Here is an 18,951-nt window from a genome sequence, read left to right on the forward strand (position 1 = left end):
TGGTGTACGCCGCCGATCTATTGTGGGAGCGAGCCTGCTCGCGATGGCGGCGTGTCAGTCAACATCAATGGAGGATGCTAGTCCACCATCGTCAGAACGCCGCCCGGAGCAAGCTCGCTCCCAGAGGTTTTGTACCTTTCATTAGCCGAATGGCGCCCTTTTTTCTACGCTGAAACCTGCCTCTGCAATCGTCGTCCGACGACATCCATCAAATCACAGCCATTCGTTCTTCCTTGGGAGTGTCCCGGCGGGGTGCGGGGGCCGTTGACCCTACCGGGAAGCTCAAATTCTGGCTGTGGGAAGCTTCCGAAATGATCGTCTCCGATTTCCGTTTGTGTCATTTCTTTGCCCCCTGTAGGAGCTGCCGCAGGCTGCGATCTTTTGATTTTGATTGTAAAAAGCAAAGTCAAAAGATCGCAGCCTTCGGCAGCTCCTACAGGGGGTTCGCTTGATGATTTCCCCGCGCAACTGGTCGCAATCCATCAACCTCCCCGCTGCCCCTCGCCCTAGATTAACGCCCAGAACACGTCGCCGTGCCGTGCGGCCAGTCACTGTGGAGATCGCCTCATGCAAAACTTCCAAACCCGCAAACAGCAAAGCCCCGTCGAGGGTTGGGACCATCAGGACCCGGAAGAAGCGTTCACCCTGCCCTCGCGCTATTTCTTCGACGAGACCCTGTTCAAGGCCGAGCGCGACAACATTTTCATGCACGCCTGGCATGTGGCCGGGCACGTCAGCGAGTTCGCCGAACCGGGTCAGTACGTGGTGACGGATCTGTTTGATCAGAGTGTGGTGGTGGCGAAGAACCGTCAGGGCCAGATCCATGCCTTCCACAACGTTTGCCAGCATCGCGGCAATCGCCTGCTCGAAGCGCGTCGTGGCACCACCGGCGGGGTGGTGCGCTGTGCCTATCACTCGTGGTGCTACGAAATGGACGGCAGCCTGCGCAGCGCGCCGCGTTGCGAGAAGATGAAGAACTTCGAGTTGCAGCAGTTCAATATTCCACAGATTCGCACCGAGGAACTGGGCGGGTTCATTTACTTCAACCTCGACCCGAACGCGCCGTCACTGCGGGACTTGTTCCCCGGGGCCGATGAAGAAATGCGTCGGGTGTTTCCCGACCTTGAGAACATGCGCCTGATCGAGGAACAGGACGTGATCGTGCCCGCTAACTGGAAAGTGATCATGGACAACTCCATCGAGGGTTATCACTTCAAGTTGTCCGGACCGTGCCATATCGACCTCGCCAGGCTGATCGACTTCAAGGGCTATCAGTTGAGCAAACGCGACAACTGGTGGACTTACATCGCGCCGGCCAATCTGTCGGTGACCGAGGCCTACGGTGTGCCGCTCAAGCCAGAAGTGAACCCAAACGAATGCTTCTTCAACATTGGCATGTGGCCGAACAACACCTTCTATACCTTCCCGTTTTCCGAGTTTTTGGGCTCGTTCATCATGATCCCGCTGGACGCCGAGCGCTCGCTGCTGCGCTTCGGGTATTACTCCAACAATGCGGAAACCGCTGCGGTCACCGAGTCGTGCATGAAGTGGATGAATGAAGACCTGGGGCCGGAAGACATTGCGCTGAATATCTCGGTGCAGAAAGGCCTGCATTCCCTGGGTTACGACCAGGGCCGTTACATGATCGATGCCCAGCGCAGTAATGAAAGTGAGCATCTGGTGCATCACTTTCATCGGCTGGTGTTCAACGGGATTCATGGGCCGTCCGCGATCTGAACCCTTCAGTCAAACGCGACCCAAGGTGGGAGCGGGCTTGCTCGCGAAGACGGTGTGTCAGGCAACACAAATGTCGACTGGCACTCCGTCTTCGCGAGCAAGCCCGCTCCCACAGGTTCGTGTGTCATGGACCTTTCATTGATGGAGTACACCGAACCATGGCCGAGCATGAGTTTGACTACCTGATTGTGGGCGCAGGGTCCGCCGGCTGCGTGTTGGCCAACCGCTTGGGCGAAGATCCAGCGGTGCGGATTCTGATGCTGGAAGCCGGGCCGGCGGACAAGAGCTGGACTATCGATATGCCGTCCGCGGTGGGAATTGTGGTCGGCGGCTCGCGCTACAACTGGTGCTATACCTCCGAGCCGGAACCGTACCTGGACGGTCGGCGGATCGGCACACCACGCGGCCGGACGCTGGGCGGTTCGTCGTCGATCAACGGCATGGTCTATATCCGTGGCCATGCGCTGGATTACGACGGTTGGGCTGAGCAGGGTTGTGACGGCTGGAGTTATCAGGCGGTATTGCCGTACTTCAAGCGAGCACAAACCCATGCCGACGGCGCGGACGCTTACCGAGGGGCGACCGGGCACTTACACGTCACCCCGGGCGATACGCAAACCCCGTTGTGCGCAGCGTTTCTGGCGGCCGGCGCCGAGGCCGGGTATGGCTTGAGCAGCGACTTGAATGGCTATCGCCAGGAGGCCTTTGGGCCGGTGGATCGCACCACGCGCGACGGACGTCGCTGGAGCACTTCGCGGGGTTATCTGAGCGAGGCGCTGGCGCGGGGCAATGTCCGCGTGGCGACCGATGCGCTGGCATTGCGCATTCTGTTCGATGACCATCGCGCCATCGGGATCGAGTACGAGCAAAACGGCGAAACGCTTCAGGCCCATGCACGGCGCGAAGTGTTGCTGACGGCTGGCGCGATCAATTCACCGCAACTGCTGTTGCTGTCCGGCATCGGCCCGGCAGCAGAGTTACGGGACCTGGGGATCACGGTGAAACATGACTTGCCCGGTGTTGGCCGTCGCCTTAACGATCACCCGGACACGGTCGTGCAGTACCTGTGCAAGAAACCGGTGTCGCTGTATCCATGGACGACGGCGCCCGGCAAATGGTGGATCGGTGCGCGTTGGTTCGCCACCCACGATGGCTTGGCGGCGAGCAATCACTTCGAAGCCGGGGCCTTCATTCGCTCGCGGGCGGGCGTTGAACACCCGGATCTGCAACTGACGTTCATGCCGCTGGCGGTGAAGCCCGGCAGCGTCGACCTGGTGCCGGGCCACGCGTTTCAGGTGCATATCGACCTGATGCGCCCCACCAGCCTGGGCAGCGTGACCCTGCGCAGCGCCGACCCTCGACAGCCGCCGCGCATCCTGTTCAATTACCTGAAGACCGAGCAGGATCGGGCCGACATGCGCGCCGGTGCGCGGTGGGTGCGCGAGATCATCGAGCAACCGGCCATGGCCGCGTTCAAAGGTGACGAGTTGGTGCCCGGCCTCCATGCCCAAAGCGACGAGGCGCTGGACGCTTGGGCCAGACAGGTCACGGAAACCGGCTACCATGCCAGCGGCACCTGCAAGATGGGGCCGATTGACGACGTCGAAGCGGTGGTCGATGCGCAATTGCGCGTGCATGGCTTCGATGGCTTGCGCGTGGTGGATGCCTCGATCATGCCGCAGATCGTCAGCGGCAACACCAACGCGCCAACGGTGATGATCGCGGAAAAAGCCAGTGACATGATTCGTGGCAGGCCACCGCTGCCCAGCAGTGATGTGCCGGTGTGGATTCATCCGCAGTGGCAGACGCGGCAACGATAGAGATGACTTATGAGTAATCAACCGTCTGACAGTGCTCCGCCCGTGCAAACCCGCTTCACCTGGCGGCGTGGTGAAGTCGCGCCGCTGCGGGTGGCGGTGCTGCTGTTGCCGTCGTTTTCCAACTTCGGCCTGGCGGCGGTGCTCGAACCGTTGGCCATTGCCAATTGGCTGACCCAACGCCCGTTGTTCCAGTGGTCGCTGCTGTCCCTGGACGGCGAACCGGTGCAGGCCAGTAATGGCCTGATGACCGTGGCCAACGACAGTCTGCGCACCGATCAGGGTTTTGATGTGTGCCTGGTGATTGCCAGTTTCGATGTGCATAAACACAGTCGGAACCTGGCGCTCAAGAGCTGGCTGCGCAAGCAGGCGTTGTTCGGCGCCGTGTTGGCGGGCGTGGAAACCGGCACGGAATTGCTCGCAGCGGCCGGTGTACTCGACGGCTATGAAGCCGCGGTGCATTGGGACAATCTGCAGGGCTTTCAGGAGAGCTATCCGCGCGTTCATGCCAAGCCGCAGCTCTACACGCTTGAGCGTCAGCGCATGACCTGCGCCGGCGCGACGACCACGCTGGACATGCTGCTCGGCTGGATCGACCACACCATCGACAGCGAGTTGGCGCGGGAAATCGGCATGCACCTGCTGATGGGCCACGTGCGCGCGCCAGCGGACCATCAACTCGACGGCGGCCTGACCCATACCGGGATGTACGGCAGCAAGATTCGCCGTGCCGTGCAACTGATGGAGAAAGCGCTGGAGGAGCCGCTCGATTGCGAAGTGATTGCCGGTCAGGTCGGTTTATCGCGGCGACAACTGGAGCGCCAATTCAAGCATCAAACCGGCCTGTCGCCGCTCAAGTACTACATCACCCTGCGTCTGGCCAGGGCCCACAGTTTGCTGCAACAGACGCGCCTCAGCGTCGCCCAGGTGGCGGCCTGCTCCGGGTTCGGTTCGCTGGAGCACTTTTCCCGCACCTACCGCGCCCGTTTCGGTTGCCCGCCCAGCGAGGATCGCAGCCAGATCTGGAGCGCCCCGGTGATGCGCCAGCCGCTGCGCAAAGCGCATCGGCCGGCCGAGGCGGATTGATCTCATCGCCGATAACCCGCCTCCTCCTCGTCCAGAATCCCCATCAGCGCATTGAAATGCTTGTCGGCAAAGCCCGGATAATCGAGCCATTGCCGGCAGGTCTTGCGGGCGATCTCGTCACTGACAATGCGCAACTCGCGGCCTGTGGACAGCGCGGTGATGTAGGTCTCGCAGGCACGCTCGAAGTAGTACAGATCATCGAACGCCTGGGCGATGGTTGGCGCCGCGACCAACAGACCGTGGTTGCCCATCAACAGAATCGGTTTATCGCCCAGCAGGTGGCTGACACGTTCAGCCTCGTCCCCCAGCCCCATGCCGTCGAACCCGTCATCGATGGCCACCCGCTCGAAAAACCTCATCGAATTTTGCTCGAGGGGCGGCAGCCGCGAATCCGCCAGGCAGGCCAGCGCCGTCGCGTATCGGGAGTGGGTATGAAGAATGCAACGGGCGTGCGGCTGATTGCGGTGCAAGGCGCTGTGCAAGGCCCACGCGGTGATGTCCGGCGCGTCCGGGCGGTCGAGGCTGGCGGGATCATCGGCATTCACCAGCAGCAGGTCGCTGGCCTTGATCCGCGAGAAATGCGTGCCGTAAGGGTTGATCAGAAACTCCCGACCGTCGCCGGATACCGCCACGCTGAAGTGATTGGCGATGGACTCGTGCAGGTTCAACCGCGCGGCCCAGCGAAAGGCGCAGGCCAGGCGGACTCTCAGTTGTTCGACAGCTTGGCTCATGGCGTCCCCCAGGGTTCGTTATCGATTGTCTGGCAGTGTAGAGAGACGCCTTGTGCGCACTTGACGGGAAACGACATTGGCTGCCGTTATCCAGCGGCACGGCGACGGCGCAGTGCCGGAGAACGATCAACCAGTGGATTTTCTATCGGTCGACGCCAGTAGCAACGCCACCGCGCCACACAGCATCAATGTTTCACCCAGCGCTTGTCCCCAGGCTGCCAACATCAACCCACCGCCAATCAACAGGTAGTACAGCAATCCAAACAGCGCGCCAGCCGTTCCCAGCCGATCGCCATAGTTCACCAGTGCCGAGCCGAGGATATTCGGGATTGCCATGCCGAACGCCAGCACCACCAGCAACATCGCCAGTACAAATACGGCGCTTTCTTCAAGCAGCAAGACGCCGCTGGCCCCCACCAAGGTCAGCGCCGCCGCCACCTGAATCAGTTGCGAACCACTTACGCCTCGTTGCAGCAGTCGCTTGTTGAGCCACGCGCCGAGGCCGGAGCCAAGGGCCAGAATCACGCCGCTGTAGCCGAACAGCTGCGCACTCAGGCCCAGGCGTTGAAACATGAAGGGGCCGAGGCTGTAGTAGCTGAACAGGGCAATGTTGAACAACGCCACCAACAGCGTCGAATACCAGATATCGCGGTCACGCAGCATTCGCCACAGCGTCTCGAACAGCGGGGGCGTCTTGACAGGCTGCGGCCTGGTTTCCGGCAAGGTCAGCAGGCACCACAGCCATAACGCCGAGGACAACAGAAAAAGACATCCCAACACCCCTCGATAACCGAAGGCCTGCACCAAACTCGCGCCAGTGAACAGGCCGATGGCCGGACTGGCCGCCAGTGCGATGCCCATGACTGAAAACACCTGCGCCAGTTCCGCGCCCTTGAAGCGGTCGCGCAACAGCGTTTGTGTAACGACCGAACCGACCGCCGCACCGAACGCGGCCAGCGCCTGGGCCATCAGCAGCGCATCGAACGTACGGGCATTCAGCGCCAGGATCGAAGCCCCCGTGTACAACGCCAGACCGGCGAGCATCGAGGGTCGTCGGCCAATCCGGTCGCACATCCGGCCCCACACCACCACGCCAAACGCGAAGGCCAGGAAATACACGGAAAGGATTTGCGCAGCCTCTTGCGAGCCGATGGCAAACGCTAGACCGATGTCCACCAGTGCAGGGCTGTAAAGGGTTTGAGCGATCTGGGGAAACATCAGCAAGGCGATGGCCAACATCGTTAAATTTTTCGAATTCATCACACCTTCTCTTTTCAAGAAAAACTGCCGAGCAGCTTAAGAAGTCGTGACTGACGTATTATCTGAATCCCGCCAATTAATCGTTGAAATCGGACAAACCATGGCCTGGCTCGACGCCCACGCACCCTTCGATCCCGACAGCTATCAGGCGTCGGTTATCGGTATTGCTGCGACCCTTGGCAATCACGACTCCGGCGTGCATCAACATCAACGCGGACAACTGCTGTTCACCCGCCAAGGCTGCACGCGCATTACGCTGGCGCAACAGCTATGCCTGCTGCCGCCCTCCCGCGCCGCTTGGATTCCACCGGGAGTCGCCCATCGCGCAGTGATGCAACACAGCGTCGACTACCGGTCGATTTACCTGCTACCCGAGTTGTGCGCCGAGCTGCCGCACCATGTCTGTGTGATTGCAGTCAGCCCGTTGCTGCGAGCCGTGCTGGAGGCAATCGCCCACTCCGACTTCGGCACCGATTGGCAGCAGGGCCGGTTTGTTCATTTACTGGGTCTGTGCCTGAGCGAAATTCGCGACGCCGCGCACCAACCGATGCTCTTGCCATTACCTCACGACAAACGCCTGGCACCGCTCCTCTCCACTGTCGAGCACTTGCCGCCGGAGCTTCAGGTTCTGGAAGCGCAAGTCGGCGCCAGCGGCCGAACCATTGGGCGAATCTTCCAGCGTGAAACCGGCATGAGTTATCAGCAATGGCGCCAACAGTGGCGGCTGATGCGCGCCATCGAGCTGCTGTCGACGGGGCGAAACATCGGCTACAGCACGTTCGAGCTGGGTTTTTCCAGCGACAGCGCATTCATCGCCTTCTTTAAGGACATGACCGGTTTTACGCCCGGCACGTGGCTCAAATAATTACCTGACGGCCGGCAACAAAAATCATTTGCCATCAAATATTACACGCGTCATATTACAGACGTAATAAACACCCGTTGCCACAGGTATTCATCCATGACCAGCATGCCCAGCCTTGAATCCGACCTCGCCGTCCCGGTGAGTACACCCAAGCCTCCCCTGCTCAAACGGTTGATCCTGCTGATTGCGCTCATTGCGGCCTTGGTGTTCGCCGGGCTGTACGCCACCCACTGGTGGACCGCCGGCCGCTTCATCGAAGAAACCGACGACGCCTACATTGGTGGCGACGTGACGGTGATCGGGCCGAAGGTGGCGGGTTATATCGAAGAAGTGCTGGTCACTGATAACCAGCAAGTGAAGGCCGGCGATGTGTTGATTCGTCTCGATTCCCGCGACTACCGCGCCAACCTGGCCAAGGCTGAAGGTGCGGTGGCCGCTGAAGAGGCATTGCTCGCCAACCTCGACGCCACCGAGCAATTGCAACAGGCCGTCATCGGCCAGGCTCGCGCCGGCATCGATGCCGCCGGTGCCGAAACCTCCCGCTCCCGGGATGACGATGCTCGCTACAAAAAACTGGTGGGCAGCAACGCCGTCTCGGTGGAAAGCGCCCAACGGGCCAACGCCACCTTCAAGACCGCCCAGGCCCAAAGTGCCCGCGCTCAGGCGGAACTGCTGGCGTCGCAGCGGCAACTGAATGTGATCGCCACCCAGAAACAGCAAGCCCGCGCAGCTTTGATACAGGCAAAGGCCGAACGTGACCTGGCGCAATTGAACGTGAGCTATACCGAACTGAAGGCGCCTGTGGACGGCGTGATCGGCAATCGCCGGGCGCGGGTCGGCGCTTACGCGCAGGCCGGGTCGCAGTTGCTGTCGGTGGTGCCGTCCAGCGGTTTGTGGGTCGATGCCAACTTCAAAGAAGATCAACTGGCGCGCATGACACCGGGCCAACGGGTGATCGTTCATGCCGACGTGCTCTCGGGACAGGAATTCCACGGTCATCTGGACAGTCTGGCCCCGGCCAGTGGTTCGCAGTTCAGCGTATTGCCACCGGAAAACGCCACCGGCAACTTCACTAAAATCGTGCAGCGGGTGCCAGTGCGCATCCTGCTCGACCCGGCCGATGGTGTGCTCGGTCATTTGCGTCCGGGCCTGTCAGTAACCGCTGAAGTGGATACGCGCAAGGCGCCTGAAACACCAGCCGTGGCCAGCGCGCCATGAACCGCGCCATCGCCGTTCCCGCCCAGCCGTTCAATGCCGCCGACATGGCAACGGCGACCAAGGTATTTGCCTTCGCCTCGATGTGCATCGGCATGTTCATTGCGCTGCTGGATATCCAGATCGTTTCCGCCTCGTTGCGCGACATTGGCGGCGGGCTCTCGGCGGGCACCGATGAAACGGCGTGGGTGCAGACCAGCTACCTGATTGCTGAAATCATCGTGATCCCATTGTCTGGCTGGCTGTCCCGCGTGTTCTCGACGCGCTGGTTGTTCTGCGCTTCGGCGGTGGGTTTCACCTTGGCCAGCCTCCTGTGCGGCGCAGCCTGGAACATCCAGAGCATGATCACCTTTCGCGCGCTGCAAGGCTTTATCGGCGGTTCGATGATCCCGATGGTGTTCACCACGGCGTTCGTTTTCTTCACCGGCAAACAGCGGGTAATTGCTGCCGCAACCATTGGTGCGGTGGCTTCGCTGGCACCCACCCTCGGTCCGGTGATCGGCGGGTGGATCACCGATATTTCCTCTTGGCACTGGCTGTTCTACATCAACCTGGTACCGGGGATTTTCGTCGCGGTGGCGGTGCCGATGCTGGTGAAAATCGACCAGCCTGAACTCTCTCTGCTCAAAGGTGCCGATTACTTGAGCATGCTGTTCATGGCACTGTTTCTCGGCTGCCTGGAATACACCCTGGAAGAAGGCCCGCGCTGGAACTGGTTCAGCGACCACACGATCCTGACCACGGCATGGATCAGCGGCCTCGCCGGTCTGGCCTTCATCGGCCGAACCCTGCACGTGGCCAACCCGGTCGTCGATTTGCGCGCCTTGAAAGATCGCAACTTCGCCCTCGGCTGCTTCTTTTCATTCGTCACCGGGATCGGCCTGTTCGCCACGATTTACCTGACGCCGCTGTTTCTCGGTCGGGTGCGTGGCTATGGCGCATTGGACATTGGCCTGGCGGTTTTTTCTACCGGGGTGTTCCAGATCATGGCCATTCCGCTGTACGCCTTTCTGGCCAACCGCGTCGATCTGCGCTGGATCATGATGACCGGCCTGGGGCTGTTTGCCCTGTCGATGTGGGATTTCAGCCCGATCACCCATGACTGGGGGGCAAAAGAACTGCTGTTGCCGCAAGCCTTTCGCGGAATTGCCCAGCAACTGGCGGTGCCGCCAGCGGTGACGCTGACGCTCGGCGGACTGGCGCCCGCGCGGCTCAAACATGCTTCGGGGTTGTTCAACTTGATGCGCAACCTGGGCGGCGCCATCGGCATCGCTGCGTGCGCGACCATTCTCAACGACCGGACCAACCTGCACTTCACGCGGTTGGCGGAGAACCTCAACAGCACCAACGAAGCCCTTAACCAGTGGCTGTCCCAGGTCGGCAACAACTTCGCCGCTCTGGGCCAGAGCGGCGATGTCGGGGTGACCGCCAGCCTGCATCAGCTCTGGCTGCTGACCTACCGCGAAGCCCAGACGCAAACCTATGGCGACGCGTTCCTGATGATCATGGTCTGCTTCATCATCGCCACGGCGATGGTGCCCCTGATGCGCAAGGTGCGACCACCGGCCGCGCCGAGTGCCGATGGCCATTGAGGCTCGCCATTATTCCTCTATCAAGGATTCATTGTTTGTCGTTGACCAATAACTAGCGAAGTTAATACCTGAAATGGCATTGTACATAACATGTTGAACACGCCCCGCCGGAAATATTTTCTGATTGTCTTCATTGACAATCCAGCTACGGCTGGGCTCTCTGTGCATAACACTCACTGTACATCCAAGTACAAGAGGTAATTGCACATGACTCGCTTCAGCCACGACATCTCCGCGAAGCTCACGCAGATAGAGCACCTCACCTTCTTTGGACTTCACCATGACAGAGACATAAACCGAAGAAAAATACTCATGAGGACTGACAGCAGAAAAACTGATGTCAATTTTCCCGGTCGGAAGATTAATCCTTACATACCCTACGGTTCGTCCGGCGTTGCCTTGGAAGTGCCACGTAAACTTGCTACCCAAGGCTAGACCATTAACCTTGGGGCGAGAGAACTCAACAGCACGATAACGCTCAAATAACTCACTACGAACGGGTTCGGTGAATGTATTGATCGCGCGACGCATGTCATATTTCAATGGATACTCATCATGCAGCACAAGATGAGGGGATTTTTCGAAAATCGCTGCACACTTATCAATTTCAGCTTTTAAATTTTCACCTGCATCAGTAACCAGACTAATATTCACCAGCCCCTGATCAGTCACTTTCAACCGATTGACCTGAGCAGTTGTATCAATCAACGACGCAAAACTGTTTGCTACGTCCAAACGCGAAGGTTCTTTATGCAGTATTTCGACAATGAAATCCTTAGCGATTGCAACTCCACTGGAAAACAGCTCAGTCACATCACCCAGTATGCTTCGAAAAAAAACAATGTGATCCTGCGCATTTTTTATTGTAACTTCCGCATAAACCTGACCAGCATAATAGCTATGCGGGGCAGTACTTAGCACATCTATAAATAAATTCCCATTGGACACTTTCACATCAAGCCTACAAAAAACACCATTCAAACCACGAAGATACACAACATTATCTGCCAATGCACTTGCAACTCTTTTTTCGTAAACACACCTAAAAACATTAGTATTATCTTTGACAGCCACATAATAATTAACGGGAAGATACCCATTCTCTTCAGCATACGGTAATTGCACGACATACATCCCTACAGGCAAACCACGAACCGTCACTAATGGACTGGTAACTTTCACAACCCGGACTGCTCCCGCCCCATCTCTTAACAAAAAATGTTTACCAAGACCATTATAAAGGCCAGTAAAATGGAACGTCACATCTCCCGTTAAACCAGTTTTGGCTAGTTGCGCACAACTGACCAAATCCAAAGTACTTCTTAATCCCAACAACTCCCTAACCCGCGTGAGATCGCTCTCAGGAACCAGTAAATACAAAGGGTAAAATGCGTTGGCATTACTATAAGCATTTTCCATGACCTGCCGTGCAGTCAGCGACGCTTTTGTAAACTCCATAAACGCAGAAACATCGACATTGGCGACATCAATAGTGACACGACTCAGAAAATCCATTGTCGGAAGATCTACAACTCGAAAGCCTGGCTCATTACTAACTCGACGATAGCGCTTATGAAATTCGATAATAGATCGGTCACCAGCACGCGCAAAGATCAACAGTAAAAAATATAAAGTTAATCCTAAATCCTTGCCAACGGTCCCATTATCAAATCCCGCCCTGACTAGCCTATAGGTTGTTTCCTCGCCACCACTATATAACCAACCAAGTTGATAAACCTCCTCCCCCAACACCTTGCTTTGGTAACTTGCCGCAAACAAATTATTCCAGACTTCGCTCAGATTAATCGTACTATTGTCTCTGAACGAACCTTCATAACCATGACCAATCTCATGAATACTCCCCCAATTAGTACCTTTGATATCCAGCCAGAATTCTGCAACCGAATCTGAGGTTACCGCAGTCGCTCCCCATCCATAATAAGCAGCGCCAGCCCCCGACTTGTCAGCCTTCATAAAATAACGATTGGGTATGTTTTTATCGGTTGGCACCGTTGAATTGAATGAAAGCCCGGCAAGGTAATTGAAGTGCTCGAAAATACCAGCGTAATAATCAGTCAGACTTTCCAGCCCAGACACCTGATGCAACGCTTTCAACGCGGCTTTATCTTTAGCCGGAATCAGGATTTTCGCGTAAGTTGAATCAAACAGCGCGTATTCAGCATCCAACGAATCCCAGGCATTAAAAAATAAATAAGCATTTCCCCCCGCTTTATAAATAGGCAGAATTTTCCAATCGCCCTCTATTTCCACTTCGATACCAATACGCTCACGCGCATGTTCGGTATAAGGCGTTGTAAAAAAAGGGACGGAAGAAACGTTCGAAATCAGTTCTCGCCAAGCAGTGGTGACCTCCTGCTGAATTTCTGTTTTCGAATCGTTGTTCAACAGCTGCAGTATTGACCCCATTCCCGATGCAGGGAAAGACTGACGAAATCGAATCTTCACGCCTGCCGACAGAACAGCGCCAAGGGCATAACGATCATGAAAGATACCTTTGCCCATGCCCGAATTCATCAACCAGTCAGGTCTCTCAAGACTGTAAAAAGTGTGAACAAGGGAGGTGTGCTGTTCTTTGTCAGCCATTTCAATAACTCCGGCACTAATGATTGAAGTACCGGAGAGCTTAGGGTTAGCAAATACCCCCCTGTAACTGTCATAAGTACCAGTCCGCTAGACTATTTACTTATAAGTCGGTCCGAATTGATCAACATCTGCCAAGAGGCGGCGATGGTGCCCTTGATGCGAAAAGTGCAACCACCGGCCGCGCCGTCAGCGGACGCTCACTGATCAGGCTTGAGGCATTTTGCGAAAACCAATCGCCAGACGGTTCCAGGCGTTGATGGTGGTGATGGCCACGGTCAGGTCGATCATTTCCTTGGGGCTGAACTGAGCGATGGCAAATTCGTAGTCTTCGTCCGGCGCATGAGTCTGGCTCACCAGCGTCATGGATTCGGTCCAGGCCAGGGCGGCGCGTTCACGGTCGGTAAAGAACGGGGCTTCACGCCACGCCGTCACAGCGAACAGGCGACGCGGGGTTTCCCCGCCCTTGATGGCATCGGCAGTGTGCATGTCGATGCAGAAGGCGCAGCCGTTAATTTGCGACGCGCGCAGCTTGACCAGTTCGATGATGGTTTTTTCCAGCGGCAGCTTCGAGACAGCAGTTTCCAGGGCAATCATGGCTTTGAGAGCGTCTGGGGAAGCGGTGTAGAAATCGATACGAGGTTTCATGGTGTGTTCCAGGGCAAGTGGGTGTGCAGATAAGGTAGCCTCACGACTGACCTGCACAAATAGCCAATATTTCAGAAGTCGAGGAGGCCAATGGGAGAGCGGCCATCCACCGAAAACCGCTAAGCCCTGTTACGCAACCACTGCAGAAACCCCTTTTTCTCCACCACCTTCGGCACTTCCTGCATCAACGTCTGCGCCTTGTTCAAGCGGAAATCCAGCAACGCCTTCATCGCTTCGCCGATGTCATGCCGCGCATCCAGGCAGGGTCTTAGGTAGTCTTTTTCGATTCGGTACAGGCTGCAAGAGGTCTTGGCGCTGAAGTCCGCCGGCAGCGCCGTCTCCGACAATATCCCGCCCTCGCCGATCACCTCACCCGGCCCCATGCGCGCGGTTTCTAACTTGACGCCGCCACGGCTCAGCGTGACCGACACCACGCCCGATTCGATGATGAATAAATGATCGCTGACCTCCCCCGCCGGCAAGATCATTTCACCCGCGCGAAATTGTTGCAGGGTCATGTGCTGGCTGAAGGTTTCTTTCTCTTCCTGACGCAGCGTCGAGAAGATGGCCGAGCTTTCCAGCAACGCCCGTGGCCGTGACAGGCCACCCGGCGCAGTGGGTTCGACGCTCGACAACAGGCTCACACCGGACGCCTGCAAATGCCGGAACGCCAGGTCGAACAGCTGATTACGGACCATGCGTTTCTGATCCATCGAGACCACGAAGCCACTGATTTCGTACTCCACGCCCTCAGCGCTGGAGCCTTTCAGGGCGACGCACGGTGCCGGTTTGGCCAACAGGTATCGACAACCCTCCATCGCCCGTTCCAGCGCATCGATCACCGTTTGCGGGCGCGCGTGCGGGCTCAATTGCAGGCTGATCGACACGCCGAAAATATCGCTCGGCCGGCTGAAGTTGATGATCTTGGCCTTGGCCGCCAACGAGTTGGGAATCACCGCCATGCTGCCCTGGGAGGTTTGCAGGCGTGTGGCGCGCCAGTCGATGTCGGTGACCCGGCCTTCGGTGCCGTCGATGGAGATCCAGTCATCCAGTAGATAGGGTTTGGTGGTATTGAGGACGATCCCCGAGAACACGTCGCTGAGGGTACTTTGCAACGCCAGGCCGACGATGATCGCCAGGGCGCCGGAGGTCGCCAGCACGCCTTTGACCGGCAGATCGAGCACATAAGCCAGGGCGGCGATGATCGCAATCAGGAAAATCACCGCACCGAGCAAATCCTGCAACAATCGCCCGGTGTGCCCGACCCGCTGCATCATCACAGCGCCGATCAGCACCGTCAGTGTTCGCGCGCCGAACAGCCACCAGCCAATCTGCAAACCGGTGGCGGCCAGGTGCAACGGCACATTGTCGGCCCACGGTGCCGTCTCCAGCGGGTTCAGGCCTTCATTGAACAGCAGAATACTGAACAACGAAAAAATCAGCAGCCGTACGAGCAGTTTCCAGTTGCTGCCATTAGCACTGATCAAGCGCCATAACCCAAGATCGATCAGGATCAGGATCAATGCACAGACCAATGGATGATCGGTAAGCAGTGACAGCATCGAGCAACTCCAGCAAGGTTCCATAAGGCAAACATCGCACGAACTGTAGGAGCTGGCGAAGCCTGCGATCTTTTGGCGATCTAGAAAGATCAAAAGATCGCAGCCTTCGGCAGCTCCTACAAGGGGCGATGTGCGTCGGGGTTACTTGCTGTTGGTCAGGGCGTTGTAGCTGGTAAACAGGTTGCGGTAGTCCGGGATGTGGTTGGAGAACAGGGTGCCCAGGCCTTCCACATCGTTGCGCCAGTCGCGATGCAGCTCACACGCCAGGCCGAACCAGGTCATCAATTGCGCGCCGGAGGACGACATGCGGTCCCAGGCCGATTGACGGGTCAGCTCGTTGAAGGTGCCGGAAGCGTCAGTCACCACGAACACGTCGAAGCCTTCGGCCAGTGCCGACAGCGCCGGGAATGCCACGCACACTTCGGTCACGACGCCAGCGATGATCAGTTGTTTTTTGCCAGTGGCCTTGATCGCCTTGACGAAGTCTTCGTTGTCCCAGGCGTTGATCTGGCCCGGACGGGCGATGTACGGCGCATCCGGAAACAGCGCCTTGAGCTCAGGCATCAGCGGGCCGTTGGGGCCGGTTTCGAAACTGGTGGTGAGGATGGTCGGCAGCTTGAAGTACTTGGCCAGGTCAGCCAGCGCCAGCACGTTATTCTTGAAACGATCCGGTTCGATATCGCGTACCAGCGACAGCAGGCCCGCTTGATGATCCACCAACAGAACGGCGGCGTTATCCTTGTCGAGACGTTTGTAAGAGGTAGTCATGGGAGTAATCCTCGTTTTTTATCGATGCCGAACGAGCCGGCGTGAGTGAAACCTGACATTTCGTTAAACCGCGGCCAAGCAAGCGTAGTCACCCAAGCCCGGCACGCCACCGCATTACAACAATGAGTTCAACCGCTCATCTGGCCGAAGCGGCCGGACTGGAAGTCGGCGAACGCCTGATGGATCTCTTGCTCGCTGTTCATCACGAACGGGCCGTGGCCGACAATCGGTTCGTCGATCGGCTCGCCGCTGAGCAGCAACACCACGGCGTCGCTATTGGCTTCAAGACTGAGCTGATGGCCGTCACGCTCGAACAGCGCCAACTGCCCTTCGCGCACCAGTTCCACGCCGTTGACCTGAACCGTGCCACGCAAGACGACCAGTGCCGTGTTACGACCTTCATGCAGATCCAGGGTCAGCAACTTGCCGCCATTGAGGCGCAGATCCCAGACGTCAATCGGGGTAAACGTGCGCGCCGGGCCGGTATGGCCGTCAAACTCACCGGCGATCAAACGCAGGCTGCCGGCCATGTCCTTGAGTGCAATGCTCGGGATGTCGCCCTCGACAATCGTCTGGTAACCGGCGTCGGCCATTTTGTCCTTGGCGGGAAGGTTGACCCACAGCTGCACCATTTCCAGGGTGCCGCCGCTTTTGGCGAAGCCTTGCGAGTGAAACTCTTCATGCAGGATCCCCGAGGCGGCGGTCATCCATTGCACGTCACCCGGGCCGATCTTGCCGCCGCTGCCGGTGGAGTCGCGGTGTTCCAGTTCGCCCTTGTAAACGATAGTCACGGTTTCGAAACCACGGTGCGGATGCTGACCAACGCCACGACGCTCGGTGGTCGGGGTGAATTCAGCAGGACCGGCGTGATCGAGCAACAGAAACGGGCTGATGTGCTTGCCCAGGTTGTCGTAGGAAAACAGCGTGCGAACCGGAAAACCGTCGCCGACCCAATGGGTCCGTGGACTGGTGTAGATGCCGATGATGCTTTTCATGCTTGCCTCCAAATCAGGTGTTTGACGCGATGGACAAAGCTTAAAACCGAACCCTTTGGTGCGCTAGACTGCAAAAAACAGTCATAGCGTTCTATTTGGAGAACGATGATGGAAGACCTCAACACCCTCTACTACTTCACGCAAGTGGTGGAGCACGGGGGTTTCGCCGCCGCCGGGCGAGCGCTGGACATGCCCAAATCGAAGCTGAGCCGGCGCATCGCCGAGCTCGAAGAGCGTCTTGGCGTGCGCCTGCTGCACCGCACCAGCCGGCAGTGTTCACTGACGGAAATCGGCCAGGCTTATTACCAGCGTTGCCTGGCCATGCGGGTGGAAGCTGAAAGCGCCGCCGAACTGATCGAACGCAACCGCTCCGAGCCCCAGGGGCTGGTCCGGATCAGTTGCCCGACGGCGCTGCTGAACACCTGGGTCGGGCCGATGTTGACCCGCTATATGCTCAAGTACCCGTTGGTGGAGATGTTCATTGAAAGCACCAACCGCCGGGTCGACCTGATCCACGAGGGTTTCGACATCGCCCTGCGGGTGCGCTTTCCGCCACTGGAAAACACCGACATGGTAATGAAGGTGCTGGGCAACAGCACCCAGTGCCTGGTGGGCAGTCCTGCGTTTGTGCCACAGCTGTCATCACCGCCCTCCCCGGCCGATCTCAGCGGTTTGCCGAGCGTGCACTGGGGCGCGGCGCAGCGTGAATATCAGTGGGAATTGTTCGGCGCGGACGGTGCCAGCGCGGTGATTCGACACGCGCCGCGAATGGTCACCGATGACCTGTTGGCGTTGCGTCATGCCGTGCTCGCCGGAATCGGCATCGCGCACCTGCCCAGCGTGGTGGTGCGCGATGACATTAATGCCGGACGCCTGGTGGAACTGGTGCCAGGCTGGGCACCGAAATGCGGAATCGTCCACGCGATCTTCCCCTCGCGCCGTGGGTTGCTGCCGTCAGTGCGAGCGTTGATCGACTTTTTGGGTGAGGAGTTCAGCCATGCCGATATTGCTTGAGGTCCGGGGGTAAGGCTTTGAACCGAGTCGCGGCCTTCGCGAGCAAGCCCGCTCCCACAGGGGATCTATGGTGTACGCAAATCCAATGTGGGAGCGGGCTTGCTCGCGAAGGCGCCAGATCAAACACCACAAATCCTTCTGCCGACCGCGATTCATGACTTGCGGTAAACAGTGCTTTGCCGCCCCAGCGGTTTTTCTCAAGGATGCAGACGCGGATACTCCTGCCCATTCCCACTGCACCCTGGAGTCATCAATGTCTGTTCCCGCCTTCGGTCTCGGTACTTTTCGCTTGCAAGGCCAGGTGGTCATCGATTCGGTGAGCACTGGCCTGGAGCTGGGCTACCGGGTCATCGATACCGCGCAGATCTATGAGAACGAAGCCGAGGTCGGCGAGGCCATCGTTGCCAGCGGCATTGCCCGCGAAGACCTGTTCATCACCAGCAAAATCTGGGTCGCCAACTTCGCCAAGGACCGCCTGATCGACAGCCTCAAAGAGAGCCTGCGCAAATTGCAGACCGACTACCTGGACCTGACCCTGATTCACTGGCCGTCTCCGGAAGATCAGGTGCCGGTCGAAGCATTCATGGGTGCCCTGCTCGAAGCCAAGCGACTGGGGCTGACCCGGCAAATCGGCGTGTCCAACTTCACCATTGACCTGATGAAACAGGCAATAGCCGCCGTCGGTGCCGAGCACATCGCTACCCTCCAGATCGAACTGCACCCGTACCTGCAAAATCGCAAAGTTGTCGAGTTCGCGCAGCGCCACGGCATCCAGATCACTTCGTACATGACACTGGCTTACGGCGAAGTGCTGAAAGACCCGGTGATCCAGCAAATCGCCAATCGCCTGCAGGCGACGCCAGCGCAAGTCACCCTGGCCTGGGCCATGCAATTGGGTTACGCCGTGATTCCTTCGTCGACCAAACGCGCCAACCTCGCCAGCAACCTGCAAGCCTGCGCGTTGACGTTGAGCGACGCCGACATGGCGTTGATCGCCGGCCTTGATCGCGGCCAGCGGTTGACCAGCCCCAAAGGTATCGCCCCGAACTGGGACTGAAGG

At 58.2% G+C, this 18,951-nt stretch carries 15 protein-coding genes; 8 read left to right on the forward strand and 7 right to left on the reverse strand.

Annotated elements, in window-relative coordinates; all coding sequences use genetic code 11:
- Positions 1 to 567: 567 nt before the first annotated feature.
- The 3 genes from JFU37_RS03970 (at position 568) to JFU37_RS03980 (ending at position 4,640) form a co-directional block, all read left to right on the forward strand.
- Positions 568 to 1,737 (forward strand): aromatic ring-hydroxylating oxygenase subunit alpha, encoded by a 1,170-nt coding sequence (locus JFU37_RS03970; protein WP_201113105.1) that lies wholly within the window; start codon positions 568 to 570, stop codon positions 1,735 to 1,737.
- A gap of 158 nt (positions 1,738 to 1,895) precedes the next feature.
- The gene (locus tag JFU37_RS03975) at positions 1,896 to 3,557 is read left to right on the forward strand and encodes a choline dehydrogenase (protein WP_201113107.1); all 1,662 of its coding nucleotides are present in this window, start codon (positions 1,896 to 1,898) and stop codon (positions 3,555 to 3,557) included.
- A 9-nt stretch (positions 3,558 to 3,566) separates the two neighbouring features.
- The gene (locus tag JFU37_RS03980; RefSeq protein ID WP_201113109.1) at positions 3,567 to 4,640 is read left to right on the forward strand and encodes a GlxA family transcriptional regulator; all 1,074 of its coding nucleotides are present in this window, start codon (positions 3,567 to 3,569) and stop codon (positions 4,638 to 4,640) included.
- Between the two features lie 2 nt (positions 4,641 to 4,642).
- On the opposite strand, the gene JFU37_RS03985 is transcribed toward JFU37_RS03980, so the two are convergent.
- Entirely contained in the window at positions 4,643 to 5,371 is a 729-nt protein-coding gene (locus tag JFU37_RS03985; RefSeq protein ID WP_201113111.1) for a class II aldolase and adducin N-terminal domain-containing protein, read from the reverse strand.
- A gap of 126 nt (positions 5,372 to 5,497) precedes the next feature.
- Positions 5,498 to 6,631, reverse strand: coding sequence for an MFS transporter (locus JFU37_RS03990; protein WP_201113113.1), 1,134 nt, complete (start codon positions 6,629 to 6,631; stop codon positions 5,498 to 5,500).
- A 100-nt stretch (positions 6,632 to 6,731) separates the two neighbouring features.
- On the opposite strand from JFU37_RS03990, the gene JFU37_RS03995 reads away from it, so the two are divergent.
- The 3 genes from JFU37_RS03995 to JFU37_RS04005 all read left to right on the forward strand — a co-directional run bounded on the left by JFU37_RS03995 (position 6,732) and on the right by JFU37_RS04005 (position 10,303).
- The gene (locus JFU37_RS03995) at positions 6,732 to 7,496 is read left to right on the forward strand and encodes an AraC family transcriptional regulator (protein ID WP_201113115.1); all 765 of its coding nucleotides are present in this window, start codon (positions 6,732 to 6,734) and stop codon (positions 7,494 to 7,496) included.
- Positions 7,497 to 7,592: 96 nt separating this feature from the next.
- Complete coding sequence (locus JFU37_RS04000; RefSeq protein ID WP_201113117.1) at positions 7,593 to 8,714, forward strand: HlyD family secretion protein; 1,122 nt, start codon at positions 7,593 to 7,595, stop codon at positions 8,712 to 8,714.
- Complete coding sequence (locus JFU37_RS04005; RefSeq protein WP_201113119.1) at positions 8,711 to 10,303, forward strand: DHA2 family efflux MFS transporter permease subunit; 1,593 nt, start codon at positions 8,711 to 8,713, stop codon at positions 10,301 to 10,303. Before JFU37_RS04000 ends, JFU37_RS04005 begins: the two co-directional genes overlap by 4 nt.
- Positions 10,304 to 10,312: 9 nt before the next feature.
- On the opposite strand, the gene JFU37_RS04010 is transcribed toward JFU37_RS04005, so the two are convergent.
- The 5 genes from JFU37_RS04010 to JFU37_RS04030 all read right to left on the reverse strand — a co-directional run bounded on the left by JFU37_RS04010 (position 10,313) and on the right by JFU37_RS04030 (position 16,877).
- Entirely contained in the window at positions 10,313 to 12,907 is a 2,595-nt protein-coding gene (locus JFU37_RS04010; protein WP_201113121.1) for a putative mucin/carbohydrate-binding domain-containing protein, read from the reverse strand.
- A gap of 204 nt (positions 12,908 to 13,111) precedes the next feature.
- Entirely contained in the window at positions 13,112 to 13,552 is a 441-nt protein-coding gene (locus JFU37_RS04015) for a carboxymuconolactone decarboxylase family protein (protein WP_201113123.1), read from the reverse strand.
- A 119-nt stretch (positions 13,553 to 13,671) separates the two neighbouring features.
- Positions 13,672 to 15,114 carry a mechanosensitive ion channel domain-containing protein gene (locus JFU37_RS04020; RefSeq protein ID WP_201113131.1) on the reverse strand — a complete coding sequence of 481 codons (1,443 nt, stop codon included), beginning with the start codon at positions 15,112 to 15,114 and terminating at the stop codon, positions 13,672 to 13,674.
- 141 nt (positions 15,115 to 15,255) lie between these two features.
- Positions 15,256 to 15,882 carry an isochorismate family cysteine hydrolase YcaC gene (gene ycaC, locus JFU37_RS04025; RefSeq protein ID WP_201113133.1) on the reverse strand — a complete coding sequence of 209 codons (627 nt, stop codon included), beginning with the start codon at positions 15,880 to 15,882 and terminating at the stop codon, positions 15,256 to 15,258.
- A 128-nt stretch (positions 15,883 to 16,010) separates the two neighbouring features.
- Entirely contained in the window at positions 16,011 to 16,877 is an 867-nt protein-coding gene (locus tag JFU37_RS04030) for a pirin family protein (RefSeq protein ID WP_201113135.1), read from the reverse strand.
- Positions 16,878 to 16,985: 108 nt separating this feature from the next.
- Here JFU37_RS04030 and JFU37_RS04035 point away from each other — a divergent pair, with 108 nt between their 5' ends.
- Together JFU37_RS04035 and dkgB are read left to right on the forward strand one after the other, a co-directional pair.
- The gene (locus JFU37_RS04035) at positions 16,986 to 17,891 is read left to right on the forward strand and encodes a LysR substrate-binding domain-containing protein (RefSeq protein WP_201113137.1); all 906 of its coding nucleotides are present in this window, start codon (positions 16,986 to 16,988) and stop codon (positions 17,889 to 17,891) included.
- Between the two features lie 253 nt (positions 17,892 to 18,144).
- Complete coding sequence (gene dkgB / locus JFU37_RS04040; RefSeq protein ID WP_201113139.1) at positions 18,145 to 18,948, forward strand: 2,5-didehydrogluconate reductase DkgB; 804 nt, start codon at positions 18,145 to 18,147, stop codon at positions 18,946 to 18,948.
- Positions 18,949 to 18,951 lie beyond the last annotated feature (3 nt).

This window comes from Pseudomonas sp. TH41, assembly GCF_016650695.1.
Taxonomy (GTDB): domain Bacteria; phylum Pseudomonadota; class Gammaproteobacteria; order Pseudomonadales; family Pseudomonadaceae; genus Aquipseudomonas.